Below are 20,904 nucleotides of genomic sequence, written 5' to 3' on the forward strand. Positions count from 1 at the left end.
CTTTGAAGAGGTTTAGCCGTGAGTGAATTGCGCAAGGAGTGTTTGGCGGGAGGGTGAAAAATGGCAATGAATCTGTGGGTATAAATGCAATAAATTCAAATAGATATACGGACAATCTCACCTAAAGCGCAAAACCCCTGTGGCGAGGGAGCTTGCTCCCGCTGGACTGCGCAGCAGTCCCAATATTGGCAGATGCGTTTTAACTGATAGAACGCGTTAGCCGGTTTTACGACTGCTGCGCAGCCGAACGGGAGCAAGCTCCCTCGCCACAGGGGTGATCAGCAAGCCATGGATTTTCGTTAACCGGCCGGCACTCCCCCTACTCCTTATAAGCCGTATCACTGCGCTCCAGCTGCCGAATCAGCGCGTCCCAGTGCCGCGCAACGCGCGGTCCGTCGCCACTTTTGAACACCTCTGCCTGTTTCTCGACCTTGGCCACGACCTCCACGGGCGGGAAGATCAATTCAGCGTTGCCAGCCGCCTGAGCCGCAATCTGAATAGTGCAGGCTCGCTCCAGTACATGCAGTTGCTGGAAGGCGTGTTCGACGCTGATCCCCGCCGTCAGCAGGCCATGATTGCGCAGGATCAACACACTTTTGTCGCCGAGGTCGGCGACCAGACGCTCGCGTTCGTCCAGATCCAGGGCGATGCCTTCGTAACCGTGATATGCCACCCGCCCCGAGAAACCGATGGAATGCTGGGAAATCGGCAGCAGCCCGCCGCGCTGGGCTGACACGGCAATGCCATCGCGGGTATGGGTATGCAACACCGCCTGCAGATCCGGCCGCGCACCGTGGATCGCGCTGTGGATCACGTAACCGGCGTAGTTGATGCCAAGGCCGGTGGGGTCGTCGACGAGGGTCCCGTCGATGTCCACCTTGACCAGATTCGACGCAGTGATTTCATCGAACAACAGGCCAAAGGCATTAATCAGGAAGTGCTCATCGGGCCCCGGCACCCGTGCGGAAAAATGCGTGTAGATGTGGTCTGTCCATTTGAACAGCGCTGCCAATCGATAGGCCGCCGCCAGTTTTACACGCACCTCCCATTCTTGCGGGCTGACACGCTGGCGAAGGTTTTTGGAGGGGTTGGATAACGGACTGACGCTGCTCATGGCAAAACTCCCTGGATGGCCTTAAAAATCTCCAGCGAGCCTATGGGAAGCACAAAGTTATTAAAAATCACATTTTAATCTAAGCTAATCATTAATTTATTTTATTATCAGCAGCGCCAGCAATCCCCTGCTTCAACCATCAAGCAGCGTCCTTGATCCTCTGCAATGAGCCTGCCACCAGCTTGCCAAAGGCGTCGACCGGTCCTTGCAGATTGCCGAGGAAATGCGGATAGATCAGCCACAGGTCCATCACCGGCTTGAAATCCTTGAGTGGCATGACGGCCAACCGGTCGCGGTGAGCACTGCGCTCCATCAAGGGACGCGGCACCAGCCCAAGACCCAGACCATCGGCGACCAGGCCCAACTGCAACTCGGTGCCGAAGGTTTCCAGATTGACCCGCAAGGCCAGGCCCTGGTCCGACAGGGTTCGTTGCAATCCGGCACGGAAGCCGCAACCATCCGGGTTGAGAATCCAGCCACTCTGATAGCAGTCGGCGAGTTTGCAGGGGCGCTTGGGCAATTGGTCCTTGGCGCAGACCACCACCAATTCCATCTTGCCGAGGGATTCACCGACGATGTTGTCCGGAAAGATTTTCCCGGCCGGAAACAGCGCAGCCGCCGCATCCAGTTCGCCCCGCTCGATTTTGCCGACCAATTGACTGCCCCAGCCGGTGGCGACCTGGGCGCGCAATTCAGGGTATTCATTGCGCAGATGCTTGAGTGCGTCGAGCAGCACCACATCGCCGATGGTTTGCGGGACACCCAGGCGCAGCACACCAGTGGGTGCAGCGTCGGTGGCGACCAGTTCGCGCAATGCATCCATTTCCCGCAGGATCAGGCGGCATTGTTCGTACACTCGAATGCCGATCACCGTCGGTTTCAGCGGCTTGGTATTGCGGTCGAACAACTCCACACCCAATGCCTGTTCAAAGTTTTGCACGCGCCGGGTGATCGCCGGTTGAGTCAACTGCAACGACTCGGCGGCATGGCTGATCGATTGGCAACGAATCACCTCTACAAAGGCATCGATATCATCAATTTTCATTTGGCCCGCACATAGAGAACAGTAAATAAGATGTCTGAAAAGCATAGTTCCAATAAGGATCATTGGATAGCCCTGCACCGCCTTGCCCTCCAGAGTAATGCTTACAAGGTTGGTTTCCCCATCTATTAATTCCTTTCAGCTATAAGCCAATCATTAATAAACAGCATATTAAAAAATATCATTATGCTTAAATCGGAGCATCACTTCTCGAAACGAACGATGGAAATCGCCATGACCCAGGTCCGACACCCGGAGAGACTCAGAGCATTCATAGGCGCCCTGGCGGAACTGATCGACAGCAACCCGCGCGAGGGTGATCTGCTGCATCGCGGTGGCAAACTGCTCGCTCAGTTGGTCAGCCATGACGACTGGCTTCCTGAGGATTTTGCCCAACCCGACCCGCAGCGCTATCAACAGTATTTGCTGCATGCCGATTCACGGCAGCGCTTCAGCATTGTCAGTTTTGTCTGGGGCCCGGGCCAAAGCACGCCGATCCATGACCACCGGATCTGGGGCTTGATCGGCATGCTGCGCGGCGCGGAGTACTCCCAGGGATTCGAGCGCGGCGCTGACGGCCAGTTGGTCGCGCAAGAGCATAAGGTGCGGCTGGAGCCGGGCCGGGTCGAAGCGGTTTCCCCGCGCATCGGCGATATTCATCAGGTCAGCAACGCCTACGACGATCAGGTCTCGATCAGCATCCATGTGTATGGCGCCAACATCGGTGCCGTGCGCCGTGCGGTGTACCAGGCCGATGGCAGCGAGAAACTGTTCATCTCCGGTTATTCCAACGCCTTTCTCCCGAACATCTGGGATTTGTCCAAAGAGAGCCAAGACCTATGAGCACCCTACCGACGCGTTCTTTCACTGACATTCGCCAGGCGCTGCTGGCCCATGAAGAACTGGCACTGATCGACGTGCGCGAAGAAGCGCCCTTCGCCCAATCCCATCCGCTGTTCGCCGCCAATATCCCGCTGTCCAGGCTTGAGCTCGAGGTGTATTCGCGCATTCCCCGGCGCGATACCGCCCTGACTGTCTATGACAATGGCGAAGGCCTGGCGAGCATTGCCGCACAGCGCTTGCAGGCGCTGGGTTACACCCATGTCAGCTTGCTTGAAGGCGGTCTGGACGGTTGGCGCAAAGCCGGTGGTGAACTGTTCATTGACGTCAACGTGCCCAGCAAAGCCTTTGGCGAACTGGTGGAAAGCCAACGCCATACGCCGTCGCTGGCGGCCGAGGAAGTCCAGGCACTGCTCGATAGCGAGGCCGACGTGGTGGTGCTCGACGCCCGGCGTTTCGACGAATACCAGACCATGAGCATTCCCACCGGCATCAGTGTTCCTGGAGCCGAACTGCTGCTGCGAGTCCGTGAACTGGCACCGGATCCCGCTACCCGGATCATCGTCAATTGTGCCGGACGTACCCGCAGCATCATCGGCACCCAGTCGCTGATCAATGCCGGTATCGCCAATCCGGTCTCGGCCCTGCGCAACGGTACGATTGGCTGGACCCTGGCCGGACAAACCCTGCAGCACGGACAGTCACGCCGGTTCGCGCCGACCAGTGAAGAGCATCGACAGATCGCCGCCCGCGATGCTCGCCGGGTAGCCGAGAAAGCCCTGGTGGGGCGCGCGACGCTGGCTGATCTGTTGCGCTGGCAGCAAGCGCCGACGCGCAGCACTTACCTGTTCGACGTCCGCACCCCGGAAGAATTCGAGGCCGGCCACCTGCCCGCTGCCCGCTCGACGCCAGGCGGACAACTGGTGCAGGAAACCGACCACTTCGCCAGCGTGTGCGGTGGCCGCCTGGTGCTGGTCGACGACGATGGCGTACGCGCCAACATGTCAGCCTCCTGGCTTGCGCAACTGGGCTGGGAAGTGCATGTGCTGGATGATCTGCAAGCGGCGGACTTCAGCGAAAAAGGCCCTTGGCAGGCGCCTGTACCGACACCGCCGCAAGCTGAAGAAATTAGCCCCGTGACCCTGGCCGAATGGCTGACCCATGGCGACAGCCTGGTACTGGACTTCACCAGCAGCGCCAACTATGTCAAACGTCATATCCCCGGCGCATGGTGGGCGCTGCGTGGCCAGCTGCGCGAAGCCCTGGCCAGCGTACCCACTGCGCAACGCTATGTCCTGACCTGCGGCAGCAGTCAGTTGGCGCGGCTGGCCGTCGCCGACGTAGAAGCCCTGACCGGCAAACCGGTGTTCCTGCTCAAAGGCGGGACTGCCAGCTGGATTGCCGTGCAACTGCCGCTGGAAGAAGGCGAAAGCCAACTGGCGTCACCACGTATCGACCGCTATCGCCGTCCTTATGAAGGCACCGATAACCCCCGCGAAGCCATGCAGGCCTATCTGGATTGGGAGTACGGGCTGGTGGACCAGCTCGCCCGCGATGGCACCCATGGGTTTTTCGTCATCTAGTGGCCTGTACGGCTAGTTCGTTAGCTCAAATTCGGATGCCAGAAGTCCATAGCCAAGGCGCTGTGACGAGTCATAGCCCGCTATGGCGAGGAACAGCAACGCAGGATATGGGCTTCTGGCGCCGAAGTTGACTAACAGAACTAGCCACACAGGCCACTAGCCATTCGCCGTTCTGCAAGGCGTCGGCAAAGCGACCAGGGCCCACCTGCAACGCTTTCGGGTGAATCCAATACCGATTCGCGGGCAGTTAAGGGAAGTCAGCACCCGGATGCTGCGTTCTGATCCGAAATCCAACCCTCTCCCCAGGGGGGCGAGGGAGCAGAATGTGGATTTCTGAGGATGTGCTGCGACCTGAAAGTTATTTGTTGAATCCATAATCGCCTCGGTTTCACAGGTCGCAGCAACTCAACAGACACTGAAGATCAGCTCCCTCTCCCCCCTGGAGAGAGGGTTGGGGTGAGGGGTGATTCGTGAGCCTGGCCAACAATCTGAAGCGCTCCTCGCAAAAATGCCGCTTAACTGACTGGACATTGGAGCTTGCCCGCGAAAGCGTCCGATCAGCCACACACAATCTCGCCGATGCCGAATCAGGCTACTCCCGCATCGACGGCAGCGCCCCTCTTTCAATGGTCGAAATTCCGTAAATACTCGCCGTGAACCTGGCGTTTTTTTCGTCGACACCGCCCATGATGGCAAAGTGCCGTTAATGCGCTATACACAAAAGGCTCTGACTACTCGATCACCCATGGATAAGCTTATTCAGGAATTACGGACTATGGAAAGCTGGAAAATCAGGACTCATCTGCTTCTGCTGACCAGCGCTTTATTGCTGGGATTGTTGTGTGTCGGCGGGCTTGGACTCTATGGAATGCAATCTGCGGTACGCAGTCTGGAGACTGTCTACCTCGATCGAGTCGTGCCACTGCGGGACTTGAAAAAAATCGCCGACCTGTACGCCGTGGACATCGTCGACGCGACCCACAAGGCGCGTACTGGCAACTTCACCAAGGCTGAATCGCTGACCCGGATCGAGCAGGCCCTGCGGGAAATCGATCAGACGTGGCAAGCCTATAAATCGACGCAACTGATCCCGGCAGAAACGCGCCTTATCGCGCAAATCAACCCGCTGATGGAAGCCACCCTGGGGCCATTGCAGAATTTGCAGGGCATGCTGCGCCAGAACGACGACGCGGGTCTCGCGCGCTTCGCGACCGATCAGTTGTATCCGCTGATCGATCCCTTGTCAGCCAGGTTTTCCGATTTGATCGAGGTTCAGCTTGTCGAGGCCAAGAACCAGTTCGAGCAGAACCAGATCGCCTACACCTCCAATCTCCAACTCAGCCTGCTGATTCTGGCCTTGGCGCTGATCGCGGGGGCGGCCTATACGTTGTTTTTCTCCAGGCTGTTGAGCCGCCAGCTCGGCGCTGAACCCACAGAACTCGCCGCCATCAGTTCGAACATCGCCGAAGGAAAACTGGCCGGTACCCAACTTGATCAGCAACACCAGGCGACGGGTGTTCTGCACTCCGTCCAGGCGATGCGCCACAGCCTGCGCGATATGATTGGCAAGATCAGCCAGGCCTCCGAGCAGATCGAGGGTGCCACGCTGCAATTGTCGGCGTCCTCCGAACAGGGACTGAGCAGTGCCGCCCTGCAAAGCGAGACAGCCTCGTCCATGGCCGCCACGGTTGAGCAACTTTCCGTGAGCATTACCCACATCGCCGACAACGCTCGACAAGCCCAGAGCACCGCGCAAAAGGCCGGCGAAATCACCAGTGACGGCATGGCGGTGATGACCGAGTCCATTCTGGAAATGGGGCAGATTGCCGATCTGGTTGCGCAAAGCTCATCCGATATCGATCAATTGGCGATCCAGTCGAACGATATCAGCCTGATTGTCGGTGTGATTCGGGGCATCGCCGACCAGACTAATCTCCTTGCGCTCAATGCCGCCATCGAAGCGGCACGCGCGGGCGAACAAGGCCGTGGCTTTGCCGTGGTAGCCGACGAAGTTCGCGGCCTGGCCGCCCGCACGGCCCAATCCACCACGCAAATCGTCGCCTTGGTCAATGCCATTCAAAACGGCATGCTCAAAGCCAAAGGCAGCATGGCCGCCGGCTGCGAGCGAGTGACCAATGGCCAGAAACTGGTCGAAAGCGCAGGCGAGTCCATGAGCAGGATCAAGAGCGCACTGGACGAATCCCTTGCCGCCGTCAGTTTCATTTCCTTATCGCTGCAGGAGCAGCGTGCCGCCAGTGAACAGGTCGCATGCAACGTGGAAAGAGTGGCGCAAAGTGTCGAAGAGAACGCCGCAGCCCAGGGCGGGATCGTGCGAACCACCCAGGAGCTCAAGGCAATGTCCAATGGACTGGAAGTTATTCTGAAGCGGTTCAGTTTTTAAGGCACCCGCCTTTACTTTGTAGGAGCAGCCGGGCGGCGTTCCGTTTGCTCGCGATGGACTTGAGAGCGCCGCGTGTAATCAGGAAACCCGCGTCATCGTTAACGTCCATCGCGAGCAATCGAGCGTCGACCGGCTGCTCCTACAGAGGCTCGACAATTTCAGAGCTTGGCGATCGAGACCTCGGTGGATTTGACGAAGGCGATGACCTCGCTGCCGACTTTCAAATCAAGATCGCGCACTGAACGGGTGGTGATGACCGAGGTGACGATTCCAGAAGCCGTCTGCACCTCGATTTCAGAGACCACCGAGCCTTCCAGTATTTCTCTGACGATACCCTTGAACTGGTTGCGGACGTTGATCGCTTTAATGGTCATGATGAGGCTTCCTGTCTGTTGTTGGGCAGTCCGCACTGATGTGCAGGTCTTTAAAGTGCATCTTATGCGCCGACAACAAAAGGAATAAATAATGATTTGTTTATATCTTTATAGAATATGAGATTCATCGTAGGAGCTGGCGAAGCCTGCGATCTTTTGGCGATATTGAAACCCCTCGAAGATCAAGATCAAAAGATCGCAGCCTGCGGCAGCTCCTGCACGGGCGCCGATCCGATGATCAACACCTGTCAATGGATCAGAGACGAAACCGGTCTACCGATAGCGAAAGCTTGCCCGCCAGAGTGGACAGTTCATCGGTGGTCGCGACTGTCTGGCCGATGATCAGGCTGTTGCCTTCGGACATGCCGGCAATCATTTCCACCTGATGGGCGATTTCATTACTGGCCAGGCTCTGTTCACCGATAGTGCGGGTGATGTCGCATGATGAAAGACAAGAGTGGCTGGGACGATTCGCAGATGTATACCGTCGGCGCGCAGTTCCTGGCCATGCCGATCATCGCCGGGGTCGACCTGACCTGGGCAAAAAACGCCAACCCCTACGGCGGAGCGGAAAACGGCACTGGTTTTACCAGCACCAGCTCGGTCGGCAGCAATGATTGGTACTACCGGACCAATATCAATATTGGCTACTACTTCTGACGAGTCCCCTGTAGCCGCTGCGCAAGCGGCTACAGGGATTGCACCAGCCTACCGGATATCAACCGCTGGACGGGCACCTCGGTGGAGCCGCTGGCATAGGCGGCTCATTCGAAAAAAATTCTTTCAGTAGAAGCCAATCCGCCATAAGTTGACCTACATTAAATTTATCGCGTCGCTACTGGCCAGCCCGGTCGTCCGTGCGCATTCGAACAAACCTGCGCTGATTCAAACCGGATTCAGGGTCCCGATTCACTATGCGATACTGTTGAATTCTCTTTTAAGCGCACTGTCATATTCCATGACTTCCCAGCGCGTTGTCTCCTGCTGAATCAGGTGATCAGGGTAAGCCCAAGCAAGGAGTGCCGCCACGTAACGGAGTCTGGAATGAGCCACATACCGATTGATGAACCCGACACCGCTTGCGAGGCTTCCTATAACCTCACAAACAAGGGCCTGGGTTTGCCAGCCACTCACGAAATGGGCGTGCAAGACATCCTTGAAGCCCTGCCCGAGGCCGTTTACACCACGGACGCGAACGGGCTGATAACTTTTTTCAATACAGCCGCGGTTTCTCTATGGGGGGTTAGTCCCAATCTGGGGAAAAGCGAGTTTTGCGGTTCCTGGAAGCTCTATTGGCCTGACGGCAGTCCCCTGCCCCACGCCGAATGCCCAATGGCCATAGCATTAAAGGAACGGCGCCCGGTCAGAGGGCTCGAGGCCATTGCAGAGCGCCCGGATGGCATGCGTATTCGCTTTCGGGCGTTCCCCTCGCCGATCTTCGATACGACTGGAAACCTCATCGGCGCCGTTAACATGCTGGTCGATCTCAGCGACCAGGTGATCGCCGACGAAGCCGCACGCAGACATGATGCGATCGTCGAATCCTCCGACGATGCAATTATCGCCAAGGACCTGAACGGGACGATTATCAACTGGAACAGTGGAGCCCAGCGGCTCTTCGGTTATACGGCCGAAGAAGCCATCGGCAAACCGGTTGCCATGCTCATTCCCACTGATCGACAAGATGAAGAACCGGGCATATTGGAACGCATCCGTCGAGGCGAGCGCATCGAACATTATGAAACCATCAGACGCCGCAAGGACGGCAGCCTTGTCGAGATATCCCTGGCCATCTCACCCATCAGAAACCGCGAGGGCCGGATCATCGGCGCGGCCAAGATCGCCCGCGATATCACTGAACGCCGACAGGCAGAAGAACAGAAAAATCTGCTCATCAGGGAAATGGATCACCGGGTGAAGAATCTGTTCGCGCTGGCTAACAGCGTTGTATCGCTGAGTGCCCGTTCGGCCACGACGCCCGCGGAACTCGCCTCCGCCGTTTGTGCGCGGCTGAACGCATTGGCGCGCTCCCACGCGCTGACCATCGCCCATGGTTTCAACAGCGAGCAGCCAACAACCTTACATACGCTGATTCAAACGATCGTCGCGCCTTATGCAGATGGAGACGACAACTGCCAATCACGCGCTTTCGTTACCGGCCCGGACATCTCGATTGCCGGTAGTGCAGTAACGAGCTTCGCACTGTTATTGCATGAGTTCGCAACAAACGCCGCAAAATATGGAGCCCTCTCCTCACCCGAAGGTTTTTTGGAGATCTACTGCAGCGAGATCGGGGATCTGTTCAGCATCGAGTGGAGCGAAAGAAACGGGCCTGTGATTGACCAGGCGCCCGCTGGTATCGGTTTTGGCAGCCTGCTCGCCAAGGCGACGGTACGTGGTCAGCTTGGCGGCGAAATTACCCGTGACTGGAAGCGCGAGGGTCTGTCGATCAGGCTAGTGGTTGCAAAAAGCTCCTTTGGCACCCAGTAGCCATCGATCATTTCCTCATAAGCCTTGCTATCGCGACGACCAGGCGCAGTCGCTATTTCAGGTACCAACCCCAAGGGCCACCGTTATATTGCGTGATCTGCTTGGTCTCCAGGTAATTGTTGTAGCCCCATTCACCCAGTTCGCGACCAATACCGCTCTGTTTATAGCCGCCCCAGGGCGCCTCGACGAATGTCGGCTGCGAGCAGTTGACCCAGACAATCCCCGCGCGCAAGCGCCGAGCGACTCGCTGGCAGCGCACAAGATCTTGCGACATCACGGCCGCAGCGAGGCCGAACGGTGAATCGTTGGCCTGACGCAAGGCTTCGTCTTCGCTGTCGAAGGCCCGCAGGCAAACCACCGGGCCGAAGATTTCCTCGCGCCATACCGCACTGTGCTCCGGCACGTCGGCGAAGATCGCCGGGGTCAGGTAATAGCCCTTGTGCAGATGCCCGGGGCGAGTCCCTCCATAAACCAGTCGGGCACCCTCCTCCTGGCCTTGGGCAATGGCCGCAAGCACCTTGTCCAGCTGCCCCTGGCTGACCAGCGGCCCGAGCAGCACGCCATCCTCGAAACCCTGGCCGATACGAATCCGTGCGCTGGCTTCGATCAATCTCTCGAGCAACGCCGGATACAACGCCCGTTCCACCAGCACCCGTGAGGTGGCCGAACAGACCTGCCCCTGATTCCAGAAAATGCCGAACATGATCCATTCCACCGCCGCGTCCAGGTCGCTGTCGGCAAAGATCACCAGGGGCGATTTGCCGCCCAGCTCCAGGCTGATGTTTTTGATCTCGGCAGCAGCCGCCTGCATGATCCGGCGGCCGGTGGGCACGCTGCCGGTAAAGGCGATCTTGTCCACATCCGGGTGCTCGGCCAGTGGCGCTCCGGCATCGCCGCCCAGGCCACTGACGACATTCAATACACCGGCTGGCAAGCCTGCCTGATGGGCGATGGAGGCCAGTTCAAGGGCCGTGAGTGGCGTCAGTTCCGAGGGTTTGAGTATCAGGGTGCAGCCGGCCGCCAGGGCCGGCGCGACTTTCCAGGACGCCATCAACATCGGGAAATTCCACGGAATGATCGCTGCCACGACCCCGACCGGCTCCTTGATCACCGCGCAACTGAAACGCTCGTCCGCCAGCGCGATGGACTGCTCCGATTGCTGGTCCGAGGCTTCGGCCAGATCGGCATAGAACTCGAAACAGCCCGCCGTATCGGCGATGTCCCACAGGGCTTCCGGCAATGGCTTGCCGTTGTCGCGCACTTCAAGCGCTGCCAGCTCATCCTGACGCTCCCGAATGCCCTCGGCGATCCGCCGCAAGACCACCGCGCGCTGCGCGCCCGACCAGCGTGGCCAGTCACCTTGGTCAAAGGCCTTGCGCGCCGCCGCGACGGCCCGGTCGATGTCTTCAGCGGTGGCCGCCGCGACTCGGGCCAGAAGGCTTTCGTCGCTCGGATCGAGGGTGTCGAATCGACCGTTGTGCAGCGGGGCGACCCATTCGCCACCGATATAGAGCCGTTCATAGTCACCCATGGCAAACTCCTTCGATCAGTGCCCGTTCGAGACGGACGTTTTCCAGCCGGCTGAAGGCATCGACACGCACCCCTTGGCCGACGCTCACTCCAGGACCGAACACCACGCAAGGCTCGACCCGGACATCGGCCGCCAACTGCGTATCGGCGCTGAAGAACACCGTATCCGCCGCCACCAGACTGACGCCGGCCTGCAGCATTTCCTGACGTCGACGCTGCTGGAACACCTGTTCTGCGGCGTGCAACTGTTCGCGGTCGTTGACCCCGAGCACTTCCTCTTCGGTCACTTCCACCGCCGTCACCTGCAGCCCGGCGGTAACGGCCAGCGCCACGGCGTCCGTCAGGTAGTACTCGCCCTGGGCGTTGTCGTTGCCGATCCTTTCCAGCAGCCAGAGACAGCTGTCGGCGCGCAACCCCATTACTCCGCCATTGCAGAAATCCACTTCAAGCTCTTGCGGGCTGGCGTCCTTGGCCTCGCGGATCGCCAATAGCCGGCCATCCTCGATCAGCAGGCGTCCATAAGGACCTGGCCGGGCGCTATGAAACCCGGCCACGGCCACCGCCGCGCCATCGACCAGGGCCTGGCGCAAACGCTCCAGGGTCGCTGCGCTGATCAACGGCGAATCGCCGAACAGCACCAGCACGCAGCCCTGCTCCAACGCCAGGGCCGGCCGTGCCGCCAACAGCGCATGGGCGGTACCGAGCCGCTCATGCTGGGTGAACAGCTGCGCGCCCGGTGCCACCTGATGAACGTAGTCGGCAACCTCGTCACTGCCCGCCCCCAACACCACCGCCAGACGCTCGATGCCGGCGTCCTGAGTGGCGGCCAGCACATGCCCCAGCAAGGGCCGGTTGCCCACCGGGTGCATGACCTTCGGCAGCGCCGAACACATGCGGGTGCCCTGCCCGGCGGCCAGTATCACCGCGAGGGACGGCCACGAATAATTTTCGCTCATGCTGTCTTCCTGTTTCGTTCAAGGGAGCGGATCAGGCCGGTTCGCGGTAGAACACGTCATCGGCATAGGGATACCACCAGTCCTGGATGCGCGGCTGATGATCAATGATCACCATCTTCGAACGGCGGAAGGCTTCCAGGCCCTGACGACCCAGTTCACGCCCCAGGCCCGACATTTTCCAGCCGCCAAACGGCAGCGCGTCGTTATCGATCAGCGGATTGTTGACCCAGACCATACCGGCTTCCAGTCGCTCGGCGGCCTCCATCGCTTCGGCCAGATCGGTGGAGAACAACGACGCGCCAAGCCCGAAGGGCGAATCGTTGGCCAGGCGCACGGCCTCGTCGAAATCGTTGACCCGACAAATCGCCGCCACTGGCCCGAAGCACTCCTCATGCAGAATCGCCATCTCGGCGGTAACGCCGGTGAGGATGGTCGGCTCATAGAACCAGCCGACGGGCCGGTCCGGCGGAATCCGCCCGCCGCACACCAGAGTTGCGCCCTTCGCCAGCGCGTCGTCCACCAGACGAATGACTTTGTCGCGCGCCGCCTCACTGACCATCGGACCGATCTCCGAGCGCTCCAGACCATGGCCGATACGCAATGCCCGGGTGCGCTCGGAAAATTGGGCGACAAAGCGATCATGGATCTCGTCGACCACGAAGAAGCGTTCCGCCGAGGTGCAGATCTGCCCGCTGAGGTGGAACGCAGCCGTCACCGCACCCGCCGCCGCCACGTCCAGCGGCGCGTGCCGGGAGATGATCAACGGATCACTGCCTCCGGCCTCGATTACACAGGGCTTCATCCGTTCGGCGCAGGCCACCGCCACCGCCTTGCCAGCCGCAACACTGCCGGTAAAGGCCACCGCATGGGTGCCCGCCGACTGCACCAGCAGTTGCGCGGTGAGTGCATCGCCCGGCACACAGGAAATCAGCCCCGGCAGCAGCGAAGTGAAGTGTTCCATGAACTTGAGGGTACAGAGGGTGGTGGCTTCTGCCGGCTTGACGATACAGGCGTTACCCGCGGCCAGTGAGGCGGCGACGGTCCAGCACATCAGCAGGATCGGAAAGTTGAACGGCATGATGTGCACGCTGACGCCATAAGGCTCGTAGCGCACATGCTGGAACGAGCCGATCTGCGTGGTGCCGGCGACCTTGCCGGCGTCGTCCCGGGCCATCTCGGCGTAGTAGCGAAAAATCGGTGCGCAGTTGGCCAGTTCGCCCATGGACTCGGGAAAAGGTTTGCCCATTTCCAGGGTCATCAGCCGGGCGACTTCGCGGTTACGTTCGATGGACTGCTCGATGGTGTTGGCCAACTGATGCAAGCGCGCCGCGCGGCTTTTCGCATCGATCTTGCGCCATTGCTTTTGCGCCGCGTTGGCAGCGTCGACGGCCGCTTGCACATCGACTTCGTCACCCAGGCCGATCTGCCCGACGCGTTCCAGCGTCGCTGGATCGAAGATCTCGCGCAAACGGCGGCTGGCCGGTGCCAGGTACTCGGGGTTGATGAAGCGCAACGCGGTGTCACAGTGAAAAGTCGCCATGGGAAATTCCTTGGTCAAGAAAGGGGTCGGCATCCGGCAAGTCGATCAAGCGCCGCTGGCGGCAATCCGTCGCGCCAGCCCGGCAGGTTCTGGTCGAGGAACTCGCGCAACGGATGCAGCGCTTGGGTATCGAGGGCCCGGGCAAACAACCCAAGGGTTCGCGGCAGGTGTGCCAGATAGCCGCGCTTGCCGTCGCGCCAGGCCAGCCGGACAAAAATCCCCAGCACCTTGGCATGCCGTTGTGCGGCCAGGATCCGGTAGTCGTTGATAAAGCGCTGGGTGTCCAGTTGCGGCCGCTGCACCAGGTAATGGGCCAACAAGGCGATACGCAAGGCTTCCGGTACATCGCGCCGCGCGTCCTCGAGCAACGACATCAGATCGTAGGCCGAGGCCCCGAACAGCGCGTCCTGGAAATCCAGCAAGCCGCAGGCGGCGACGCCGCTGCGACCTTCGAGCAGCATCAGGTTGTCGACATGGAAATCGCGCAACACCAGCGCCTCACGGCGTCCTGCCACCTCGGCGCAAGCATTGGCGAACAGCTGTAGATACGGCTCGCGCAGTGCCTTGGCCGCCTCGCTGCCGATCAGCAACGGCGCATACCAATCGATGAACAACACGCACTCGTCAGCCAACCGGGCCGCATCGTAGGGCGGCAGCTCGTCGGCACCCATAGCAGGTGCCCGATGCAGTTCGACCAGGGTGTCGACGGCCAGCCGATACAGCGCCCTTTCCCCATGGCCGGCCGCCAGCAGCCGGGTATAAGTGCCCTCACCGAAATCTTCGATCAGCGCCAGGCCAGCCTCTTCATCGGCGGCGAGGATGTTCGGCGCCGACAGCCCCAGGCGCTGCAGGTAACGGGCGACTTGCAGATAAGGACCCAAGGGTTCGCTGGCCGGCGGCGAATCCATCAGCAAGGTTGCGCCATCAGCCAGACGGAAATAACACCGGCTCGACGCATCTGCCGGCAAGGCTTCGAGGGCTATGCCGGCGAACCCGGCACGGGCCAGAAAAGCCTCCCGCGCAGCGGCACGTGGCGCTGGCGCGTACGTCAGCGATTGAACTGCATCAGTCATGTCGTTCACCGGATCATGTAGACTTTTTTCACCGTCTCATGGACGGTGCAGACGCCCTTCCAGTCCTTGCGGAAGAAGGCAATGGTGTCGGGCTTGATCTCGATCACCTCGCCGGACTCATGCACATAGGTGCAACGACCCTCCAGAAAATGGCAGAACTCGTCACTGGTCACATGGCAAAACCACTTGCCTGGGGTGCAGATCCACAGGCCGCATTCGGACTGGCCTTCAGGGCCTTTGTGCAGCACCACGCCAGACACCCTGGACTCGCCTTCAAGCATGGTCGGGATCACCCCCCAATCCTTGGTGTCGGTGATGTTCAGCGGGTCATACAAAAACGGGGTAGTCATTGGTCACTCTCCAAAAAGTTCAGGCTTCACGCCAGCATGTAGACATTGCGCAGGGTTTCCCGGACGTGGCATTCGCCGGTCCAGCCGGCCGGGAACAGCACCAGGGTATTGGGGTGGACCTCGATCACTTCACCGTCGTCATTACGGTAGGTGGCACGTCCTTTGATGAAATGGCACAGCTCGTCACGGGGAATCGACAGCCTCCAGCGCCCCGGGGTGCAGACCCACAACCCGGTTTCCGGGCGGTTGTCCGGCCCCTTGAACAGCAAGCGACCGCTGGAATGCGAGACGCCTTCGACGGCGTCGCTTTGCACCCCCCAATCCACCAGATCGGTGCGGCTGCTCACGGCTTCGAGGAACGGCGTGGTGCCCGCCGTGGTGTTTTGCTCAGTCACGTTTGAGTACCTCATCAAGAATTTTCGCAGCGCCTTCCGGGCCCTTGCGTGATTGCATCTGGGCGCTGGTGGTTTGCAAGCGCTGGCGCATCGACTCGTCGCCCAGGCAAGCCGCCAGCTTTTGCGCCAGCTGCGCCTCGGTCCATTGGTAACGGTCGAGCTTGAAGCCGTGACCACTTTCTTCAGCGCGCATGGCGTTGTCGTGACCGTCCCAGACGTAGGACATGACAATCGCCGGTTTGCCGAAGAACAGGCATTCGGTGAAGCTGTTGTTGCCGCCGTGATGGATCACCGCGTCGACCTGGGCGATGACCGAGGGCTGCGGGAACCAGTTGGAAATCTGCACGTTGTCCGGTAGATCCGGGTACTCGTCGAGGTGTTCACCGACATTGAACAAGGCCCGGTAGGGCAGCTTGCCGACGGCCGCGATCAGCCGCTTGAGCAGCTCGACATCGCCAGAACCGAGGCTGCCGAAACTGGCGTAGAGCAACGGTTTGTCGTTGTTGGCGCGGAACTCGGGGATCTCATACGCAGTGTCGTTGCGCACGCACCCTTGCAGGTAATGGAAACGTTCGGCCGGCAGCGGATGACGCCGCTCGAACTTGACCGCATCCGGATACAGCAGCAGGTTCATGTACGGCGACGCTTCGAAGAAGGTGCCCAACGGATACGGCTGCTCGCCATGGGCCTCGAGGAACCGGTTGAAGTCCTGGTGAATCGGCCCCACCACTTCTTCGAAGCGCTGACGAAATTGTGCATGCCCGGCCTTGTCATCGATGCTCATGCCCGACAGGTGCGGCGGGATGTCCGGGTCTTCGATCTCATTCTCCGAGCAGGAAATGATCCGCACCCAGGGCTTGCCGTATTGCTTGATCGCCGGGAACAGAATCACGTTGTCGACGCAAATCAAGTCAGGCTTGACCTTGTCCAGCACCGCCGGCAGGTCCTTCTGTGCCCATTTGGCCGTGTCGACGATGGCGGCCCAGCACTCCTTCACATAGTTGTCGATCTGCTCCAGCGGCGACTTGCGAAAGTTCGGGATATGCCCGTTGATGAAGTCGACCCAATAGCGCGCCATCTCCTCGGCCGGCATCGGCGCCGACATGTTCACCATGTGCTCTTCGAAGCCATAGCCGGCATACACACCACTCATGCCCGGGTCGGTGAGGAACACCGCCTTGTGCCCGAGGGCCTCGCATGCCTGGGCGATGCCGACCGAATTCAGGGCCGGGCCATAAGCGGCTTCCGGAAAGAAGGCGATCACTTTCTGTTTCATCGAGAGGTACTCCTGCCTGGTCTTTTTATTGTTTAGTGAGTCAGTACGCGGGCATGCCGGGCCAGCCAGCCCAGCCGGATGTTCATGCCGCTGGAAAAGTGCGAAAACTCGAACTGCGAGGACGGCACGCGGACAATCAGTGCCTTGTCGCTGAGGGCCGTTTGTACGTGCAGGTTGGTGTCCAGGCCGTGGTAGGCGACTTCGACGATCCGCCCCTCGACCTGGTTGTCGCAGTCGCTGGCCTGCTCTCCCAGCACTTGCAGACGTTCGGGGCGCACGACCACGGCCACCGCTTCACCTCGCACCGCCCCCGGCTGCGCCTCGACCTTCAACTCCTGCCCCCTGACCAGCACTCGCTGCTCGCCCGAGCGCAGGCCTTCGAACAGGTTGCTGACCCCGATAAAGTTGGCGACGAAGCGGCTGTTGGGGTTTTCGTAGAGTTCGGTCGGGCTGCCGCACTGGCAGACCTTGCCACCGTCGAGCACGGCCATGCGGTCGGACATCACCAGCGCTTCTTCCTGATCGTGGGTGACGATAATGAAGGTGATGCCGCTCTCGTGTTGCAGGCGCTTGAGCTCCAGCTGCATCTTTTCCCGGAGCTTTTTATCCAGCGCGCCCAAGGGTTCGTCGAGCAGCAGCACCCGCGGCCGCTTGACCAATGCTCGAGCGAGGGCAACCCGCTGGCGCTGACCGCCGGAAAGCTGATCGGGCTTGCGCTCGGCCAGTTCACCGAGTTGCGCAGTGCTCAGCACCTCGTCGACCCGCCGGCGAATTTCCGACTCCGGCAGGCGCTCCATCTCCAGGCCATAAGCGATGTTCTTGCGCACCGTCATGTTGGGGAACAGTGCATAGGACTGGAACATCAGATTCAACGGACGCTTGTTGGCCGGCAGCGGCGAGATGTCCAGGCCATCCAGGTAAATGCAGCCGGAGCTTGGTGTTTCGAAGCCGGCGAGCATGCGCAGCAAAGTGGTCTTGCCGCAGCCGGAGGGTCCGAGCAGTGCAAAAAACTCGTTCTCGCGGATATTCAACGACACCTCGTCGACCGCCGGTGCGTTGCCATAGGACTTGCTGACCTTATCCAGGATCAGTACCGCAGAAGAATTATTCATGGGTGCGAGGAGCCTTGTTGAGACGCTGCGAGGCCAGCAGCGCGGTGATGCTGACCAGCATCACCAGCGTCGCCAGGGCATTGATTTCCGGAGTGACGCCGAAGCGGATCATCGCGTAGATCTGCATCGGCAATGTGGTCGAGGCCTGGCCGGAACCGGAGTTGAAGAAGGCGATGATGAATTCGTCCACCGACAGGGTGAACGCCAGCAGCCCTCCCGCCAGCACGCCGGGGAAAATCGCCGGTAGCAACACCCGCCGGAACGTGGTGAACCAGCTCGCACCGAGGTCGATGGAGGCTTCGAGAATCGAGTAGTCGAAATGCTTGAGCCGGGTGCGCACCACCGCACAGACGAAGGCGATGTTGAACACCGCATGGCTGACGATGATCGAATGCAGGCCCAGGCCGACCTTGAGCAGATTGAAAAAGCTCAACAGCGCAATGGCCAGCACGATGTCGGGAATGATCATCGGCGCCATCAGCAAGGTATCCACCACCTGCCCCTTGTCGTTGCCCTTGCGCCGCAACTCCACGCCCAATGCGAGGAAAGTCCCCAGCACGCAGGCAATGACGGTCGCCGACAGCGCCACGATCAGGGTATTGAGTGCCGCGGAAAGAATCGCCGTGTTGTGGGCCAGCGCAACGTACCACTTGAACGAGATACCGCCCCACGCGGTGGGCAACCCCGATTTGTTGAACGACAGCAGGATCAGCACCAGGATCGGCACATAGAGGAAGGCATAGACCAGCCCCAGGTGCGCACTCAGGGCGGCAGTGCCGGGGGAACGTGGCTGGCTCATGAGCGGCCTCCTTCGGCACGGCGCGCGATCAACGCCTGGATGAACAACAGGATCAGCATGATGGCGATCAGGAAGAAGCTCAGCGCCGCACCGAACGGCCAGTCCCGCGCCGTGAGGAATTGCGAATAGATCAGGTTACCGACCATTTGCACCTGCTTGCCGCCCAGCAGGTCGGCGGTGATAAAGTTGCCGATACTGAGGACGAAGACGAACACCGAGCCGGCGGCGATGCCGGGCACGCTCAGGGGCAGGATGATTCGCCGGAACGTCATCCAGCCAGACGCACCGAGGTCCTTGGAGGCGTCCCAGAGCTCGCTGTTGATGCGTGACAACGAAGAGAAGATCGCCAGGATGACGAAGGGGATGTAGTTGTAGACCAGCCCCAGCACCACCGACGATTCGGTGTACAGCAGGCTGATCGGCTCACCGCTGTAGCCCAGCAATTGCAGCAGGCGGTTGATCAGGCCTTCGCGGTTGAGCAGAACGATCCAGGCGTAGGTGCGGATCAGGTAGTTGCTCCAGAACGGCAACATCACCAGAAACAGAAACACTGCCTGGCGCCGACGTGGCGCACGGGCAATCGCATAGGCCGCCGGGTAGCCGATCAGCACCGCAAACAGGGTCGCCAGACCGGCGATCTTCGCCGACTTGAGCAAAATTCCGAGGTACAGCGGATCGAAGGCGCGCTGGTAGTTTTCCCAGCTGAACACCCAGTCGATGCCGCCATAGGCACCGCGCTCGACGAAGCTGTAGACCAACACCAACACACACGGCACTACCAGAAAAACCAGCAACCAGCCCAAGCCAGGCGTGAGCAGCCAGGCCGACAGACGCCTGTCAGCATGCAATGCACTCATTACGAATATCCTCCAACCCCGGACACAGGGTGGCTTGCGAAGAGTGGCGAGGCATGCAGTGGCATGCCTCGTTCAGAACCGGACGAGGGCCGGGTGGCCCGTGTGGCTAGTTCTGTGCCGCCATGATCTCGGTGACGGCCCGGGTGTAGGCCTTCTGCGTGGTGCCGCCCAGATCGCGCAATTGCTCCATCTTCAACAAGTCGCTGGGGGCGATTGTCAGGTTCGGGTATTGCTTGAGCAGGTCGGCGGACAAACCGGCCATTGCGGCCTGGTTCGGTATTTTGTAGAGGATGTTTTCCGCCACCCAGACGTGGTTTTCCCTGGCCAGCATGAAGTTGACAAACTTGAATGCCTGGTCCTGATGCTTCGAGCTTTTGAGTACCACCATGGTATCCACCCACAGGTCGGAACCTTCCTTGGGCACCACGAACTTGATGGCGGCGTTGGCCTGGGTTCCATAGTTGCACCAGCCATCCCAGGCATGCGCCATCAGCGATTCGCCGGAAGCGAGCTTGGAATAGAAGGTAGTGTCGTCGAAGGCGAGAATGCGTTTCTTGGTGGCGGTCAGCTGATCACGGACGGCGGCGATATGGCTGCTGTCACCGTCATTGACCGACCAGCCCTTGGCCAGGAAACCCGCCCCGAGCATCCAGCGGTCGGTGGCCAGCATCGTTACCTTGCCGTTGAGGGCGTCACTGGGGTTGAGCAGTTCGTTCCAGCTTTGGGGGGCGGGACTGACCTTGTCGGAGCGATAACAGATGCCCGTGGTACCCCAGGTGTAGGGGACCGAGAAGTGATTGCCGGGGTCATATTCCAGGCGGGTCGCTTCGGGGTAGAGGTTTTTCAGGTTGGGGACTTTGACCGGATCGATGTCTGCCAACAGCCCCTGCTTGTGCAGGACTTCGGCGAAGGGCGATGAAACGAACACAACGTCGTAGCCTTCTCCGCCGGACGCCATCAGCTTGCCCATGATTTCTTCGTTGGTCGCGTGCAAGGCCTTGTCGACCTCAACGCCACTGGCCGCCTTGAACTTGTCCAGTGCATCAGGGGCCATGTAACCGTCCCAGATGGAAATCACCATGTCCTTGGCGCTTGCTGCCGAGGCGGCCATTCCTATGGAAACGGCCAATCCTGCGCACAGAAGGTCTTTCAGCTTTCTCATAATGCTCACC

The 20,904-nt window shown here is 60.0% G+C and carries 19 protein-coding genes and 2 pseudogenes; 6 read left to right on the plus strand and 15 right to left on the minus strand.

From position 1 onward, the window contains the following. Positions 1 to 319: 319 nt before the first annotated feature. Both ACA064_RS17250 and ACA064_RS17255 read right to left on the minus strand, forming a co-directional pair. Entirely contained in the window at positions 320 to 1,114 is a 795-nt protein-coding gene (locus ACA064_RS17250) for a class II aldolase/adducin family protein (protein WP_497669205.1), read from the minus strand. A gap of 139 nt (positions 1,115 to 1,253) precedes the next feature. Further along, positions 1,254 to 2,159: a LysR family transcriptional regulator gene (locus tag ACA064_RS17255; RefSeq protein WP_497669206.1), complete on the minus strand. Its 906-nt coding sequence runs from the start codon at positions 2,157 to 2,159 to the stop codon at positions 1,254 to 1,256. A gap of 231 nt (positions 2,160 to 2,390) precedes the next feature. Here ACA064_RS17255 and ACA064_RS17260 point away from each other — a divergent pair, with 231 nt between their 5' ends. The 4 genes from ACA064_RS17260 to ACA064_RS17275 all read left to right on the plus strand — a co-directional run bounded on the left by ACA064_RS17260 (position 2,391) and on the right by ACA064_RS17275 (position 6,980). Then, positions 2,391 to 2,999 (plus strand): cysteine dioxygenase family protein, encoded by a 609-nt coding sequence (locus ACA064_RS17260; protein WP_497669207.1) that lies wholly within the window; start codon positions 2,391 to 2,393, stop codon positions 2,997 to 2,999. After that, on the plus strand, positions 2,996 to 4,579 hold the full coding sequence (locus ACA064_RS17265) for a rhodanese-related sulfurtransferase (RefSeq protein ID WP_497669208.1): 1,584 nt from the start codon (positions 2,996 to 2,998) through the stop codon (positions 4,577 to 4,579). The genes ACA064_RS17260 and ACA064_RS17265 overlap by 4 nt, the downstream gene beginning before the upstream one ends. A gap of 470 nt (positions 4,580 to 5,049) precedes the next feature. Next, the gene (locus tag ACA064_RS17270) at positions 5,050 to 5,223 is read left to right on the plus strand and encodes a hypothetical protein (RefSeq protein WP_497669209.1); all 174 of its coding nucleotides are present in this window, start codon (positions 5,050 to 5,052) and stop codon (positions 5,221 to 5,223) included. Positions 5,224 to 5,354: 131 nt separating this feature from the next. After that, entirely contained in the window at positions 5,355 to 6,980 is a 1,626-nt protein-coding gene (locus ACA064_RS17275) for a methyl-accepting chemotaxis protein (protein WP_497674269.1), read from the plus strand. A gap of 158 nt (positions 6,981 to 7,138) precedes the next feature. On the opposite strand, the gene ACA064_RS17280 is transcribed toward ACA064_RS17275, so the two are convergent. After that, the gene (locus ACA064_RS17280; protein ID WP_497669210.1) at positions 7,139 to 7,354 is read right to left on the minus strand and encodes a TOBE domain-containing protein; all 216 of its coding nucleotides are present in this window, start codon (positions 7,352 to 7,354) and stop codon (positions 7,139 to 7,141) included. Between the two features lie 256 nt (positions 7,355 to 7,610). After that, a pseudogene (locus tag ACA064_RS17285) lies at positions 7,611 to 7,793 on the minus strand (methyl-accepting chemotaxis protein); the annotation flags it as partial. Here ACA064_RS17285 and ACA064_RS17290 point away from each other — a divergent pair. Beyond that, a pseudogene (locus ACA064_RS17290) lies at positions 7,793 to 8,014 on the plus strand (hypothetical protein); the annotation flags it as partial. The pseudogenes ACA064_RS17285 and ACA064_RS17290 sit on opposite strands and share 1 nt — an antisense overlap. 384 nt (positions 8,015 to 8,398) lie before the next feature. After that, positions 8,399 to 9,844, plus strand: coding sequence for a PAS domain-containing HWE histidine kinase family protein (locus ACA064_RS17295; RefSeq protein WP_497669211.1), 1,446 nt, complete (start codon positions 8,399 to 8,401; stop codon positions 9,842 to 9,844). 52 nt (positions 9,845 to 9,896) lie between these two features. Here ACA064_RS17295 and ACA064_RS17300 read toward each other — a convergent pair whose 3' ends face one another. From ACA064_RS17300 to ACA064_RS17350, 11 genes are all read right to left on the minus strand, one after another. After that, positions 9,897 to 11,375: an aldehyde dehydrogenase family protein gene (locus ACA064_RS17300; protein WP_497669212.1), complete on the minus strand. Its 1,479-nt coding sequence runs from the start codon at positions 11,373 to 11,375 to the stop codon at positions 9,897 to 9,899. Next, positions 11,368 to 12,330 carry an NTP transferase domain-containing protein gene (locus ACA064_RS17305; protein ID WP_497669213.1) on the minus strand — a complete coding sequence of 321 codons (963 nt, stop codon included), beginning with the start codon at positions 12,328 to 12,330 and terminating at the stop codon, positions 11,368 to 11,370. Before ACA064_RS17305 ends, ACA064_RS17300 begins: the two co-directional genes overlap by 8 nt. A gap of 31 nt (positions 12,331 to 12,361) precedes the next feature. Then, positions 12,362 to 13,870 (minus strand): aldehyde dehydrogenase family protein, encoded by a 1,509-nt coding sequence (locus ACA064_RS17310; protein ID WP_497669214.1) that lies wholly within the window; start codon positions 13,868 to 13,870, stop codon positions 12,362 to 12,364. A gap of 14 nt (positions 13,871 to 13,884) precedes the next feature. After that, positions 13,885 to 14,943 (minus strand): aminoglycoside phosphotransferase family protein, encoded by a 1,059-nt coding sequence (locus tag ACA064_RS17315; protein WP_497669215.1) that lies wholly within the window; start codon positions 14,941 to 14,943, stop codon positions 13,885 to 13,887. A 5-nt stretch (positions 14,944 to 14,948) separates the two neighbouring features. After that, positions 14,949 to 15,293, minus strand: a complete 345-nt coding sequence (locus tag ACA064_RS17320; RefSeq protein ID WP_497669216.1) for a cupin domain-containing protein — start codon at positions 15,291 to 15,293, stop codon at positions 14,949 to 14,951. 26 nt (positions 15,294 to 15,319) lie between these two features. Beyond that, the gene (locus tag ACA064_RS17325) at positions 15,320 to 15,688 is read right to left on the minus strand and encodes a cupin domain-containing protein (RefSeq protein ID WP_497669217.1); all 369 of its coding nucleotides are present in this window, start codon (positions 15,686 to 15,688) and stop codon (positions 15,320 to 15,322) included. Next, a complete protein-coding gene (locus tag ACA064_RS17330) occupies positions 15,681 to 16,964 on the minus strand; it encodes a nucleotide disphospho-sugar-binding domain-containing protein (protein ID WP_497669218.1) in 1,284 nt (427 codons plus the stop codon). The genes ACA064_RS17325 and ACA064_RS17330 overlap by 8 nt, the downstream gene beginning before the upstream one ends. A gap of 32 nt (positions 16,965 to 16,996) precedes the next feature. Then, on the minus strand, positions 16,997 to 18,076 hold the full coding sequence (locus ACA064_RS17335) for an ABC transporter ATP-binding protein (RefSeq protein WP_497669219.1): 1,080 nt from the start codon (positions 18,074 to 18,076) through the stop codon (positions 16,997 to 16,999). Further along, positions 18,069 to 18,875 (minus strand): ABC transporter permease, encoded by an 807-nt coding sequence (locus ACA064_RS17340; RefSeq protein ID WP_497669220.1) that lies wholly within the window; start codon positions 18,873 to 18,875, stop codon positions 18,069 to 18,071. The genes ACA064_RS17335 and ACA064_RS17340 overlap by 8 nt, the downstream gene beginning before the upstream one ends. Further along, entirely contained in the window at positions 18,872 to 19,732 is an 861-nt protein-coding gene (locus ACA064_RS17345; RefSeq protein ID WP_497669221.1) for an ABC transporter permease, read from the minus strand. Before ACA064_RS17345 ends, ACA064_RS17340 begins: the two co-directional genes overlap by 4 nt. Positions 19,733 to 19,838: 106 nt before the next feature. Beyond that, entirely contained in the window at positions 19,839 to 20,894 is a 1,056-nt protein-coding gene (locus tag ACA064_RS17350; RefSeq protein WP_497669222.1) for a polyamine ABC transporter substrate-binding protein, read from the minus strand. Positions 20,895 to 20,904 lie beyond the last annotated feature (10 nt).

The organism is Pseudomonas sp. LBUM1658, from assembly GCF_059716055.1.

What these genes read in the sequence shown, in the direction of transcription:
- ACA064_RS17250 (WP_497669205.1), bottom strand. Translation starts at nt 1,114, where the DNA reads ATGAGCAGCGTCAGTCCGTTATCCAACCCCTCCAAAAACCTTCGCCAG.
- ACA064_RS17255 (WP_497669206.1), bottom strand. Translation starts at nt 2,159, where the DNA reads ATGAAAATTGATGATATCGATGCCTTTGTAGAGGTGATTCGTTGCCAA.
- ACA064_RS17260 (WP_497669207.1), top strand. Translation starts at nt 2,391, where the DNA reads ATGACCCAGGTCCGACACCCGGAGAGACTCAGAGCATTCATAGGCGCC.
- ACA064_RS17265 (WP_497669208.1), top strand. Translation starts at nt 2,996, where the DNA reads ATGAGCACCCTACCGACGCGTTCTTTCACTGACATTCGCCAGGCGCTG.
- ACA064_RS17275 (WP_497674269.1), top strand. Translation starts at nt 5,355, where the DNA reads ATGGAAAGCTGGAAAATCAGGACTCATCTGCTTCTGCTGACCAGCGCT.
- ACA064_RS17280 (WP_497669210.1), bottom strand. Translation starts at nt 7,354, where the DNA reads ATGACCATTAAAGCGATCAACGTCCGCAACCAGTTCAAGGGTATCGTC.
- ACA064_RS17295 (WP_497669211.1), top strand. Translation starts at nt 8,399, where the DNA reads ATGAGCCACATACCGATTGATGAACCCGACACCGCTTGCGAGGCTTCC.
- ACA064_RS17300 (WP_497669212.1), bottom strand. Translation starts at nt 11,375, where the DNA reads ATGGGTGACTATGAACGGCTCTATATCGGTGGCGAATGGGTCGCCCCG.
- ACA064_RS17305 (WP_497669213.1), bottom strand. Translation starts at nt 12,330, where the DNA reads ATGAGCGAAAATTATTCGTGGCCGTCCCTCGCGGTGATACTGGCCGCC.
- ACA064_RS17310 (WP_497669214.1), bottom strand. Translation starts at nt 13,870, where the DNA reads ATGGCGACTTTTCACTGTGACACCGCGTTGCGCTTCATCAACCCCGAG.
- ACA064_RS17315 (WP_497669215.1), bottom strand. Translation starts at nt 14,943, where the DNA reads ATGACTGATGCAGTTCAATCGCTGACGTACGCGCCAGCGCCACGTGCC.
- ACA064_RS17320 (WP_497669216.1), bottom strand. Translation starts at nt 15,293, where the DNA reads ATGACTACCCCGTTTTTGTATGACCCGCTGAACATCACCGACACCAAG.
- ACA064_RS17330 (WP_497669218.1), bottom strand. Translation starts at nt 16,964, where the DNA reads ATGAAACAGAAAGTGATCGCCTTCTTTCCGGAAGCCGCTTATGGCCCG.
- ACA064_RS17335 (WP_497669219.1), bottom strand. Translation starts at nt 18,076, where the DNA reads ATGAATAATTCTTCTGCGGTACTGATCCTGGATAAGGTCAGCAAGTCC.
- ACA064_RS17340 (WP_497669220.1), bottom strand. Translation starts at nt 18,875, where the DNA reads ATGAGCCAGCCACGTTCCCCCGGCACTGCCGCCCTGAGTGCGCACCTG.
- ACA064_RS17345 (WP_497669221.1), bottom strand. Translation starts at nt 19,732, where the DNA reads ATGAGTGCATTGCATGCTGACAGGCGTCTGTCGGCCTGGCTGCTCACG.
- ACA064_RS17350 (WP_497669222.1), bottom strand. Translation starts at nt 20,894, where the DNA reads ATGAGAAAGCTGAAAGACCTTCTGTGCGCAGGATTGGCCGTTTCCATA.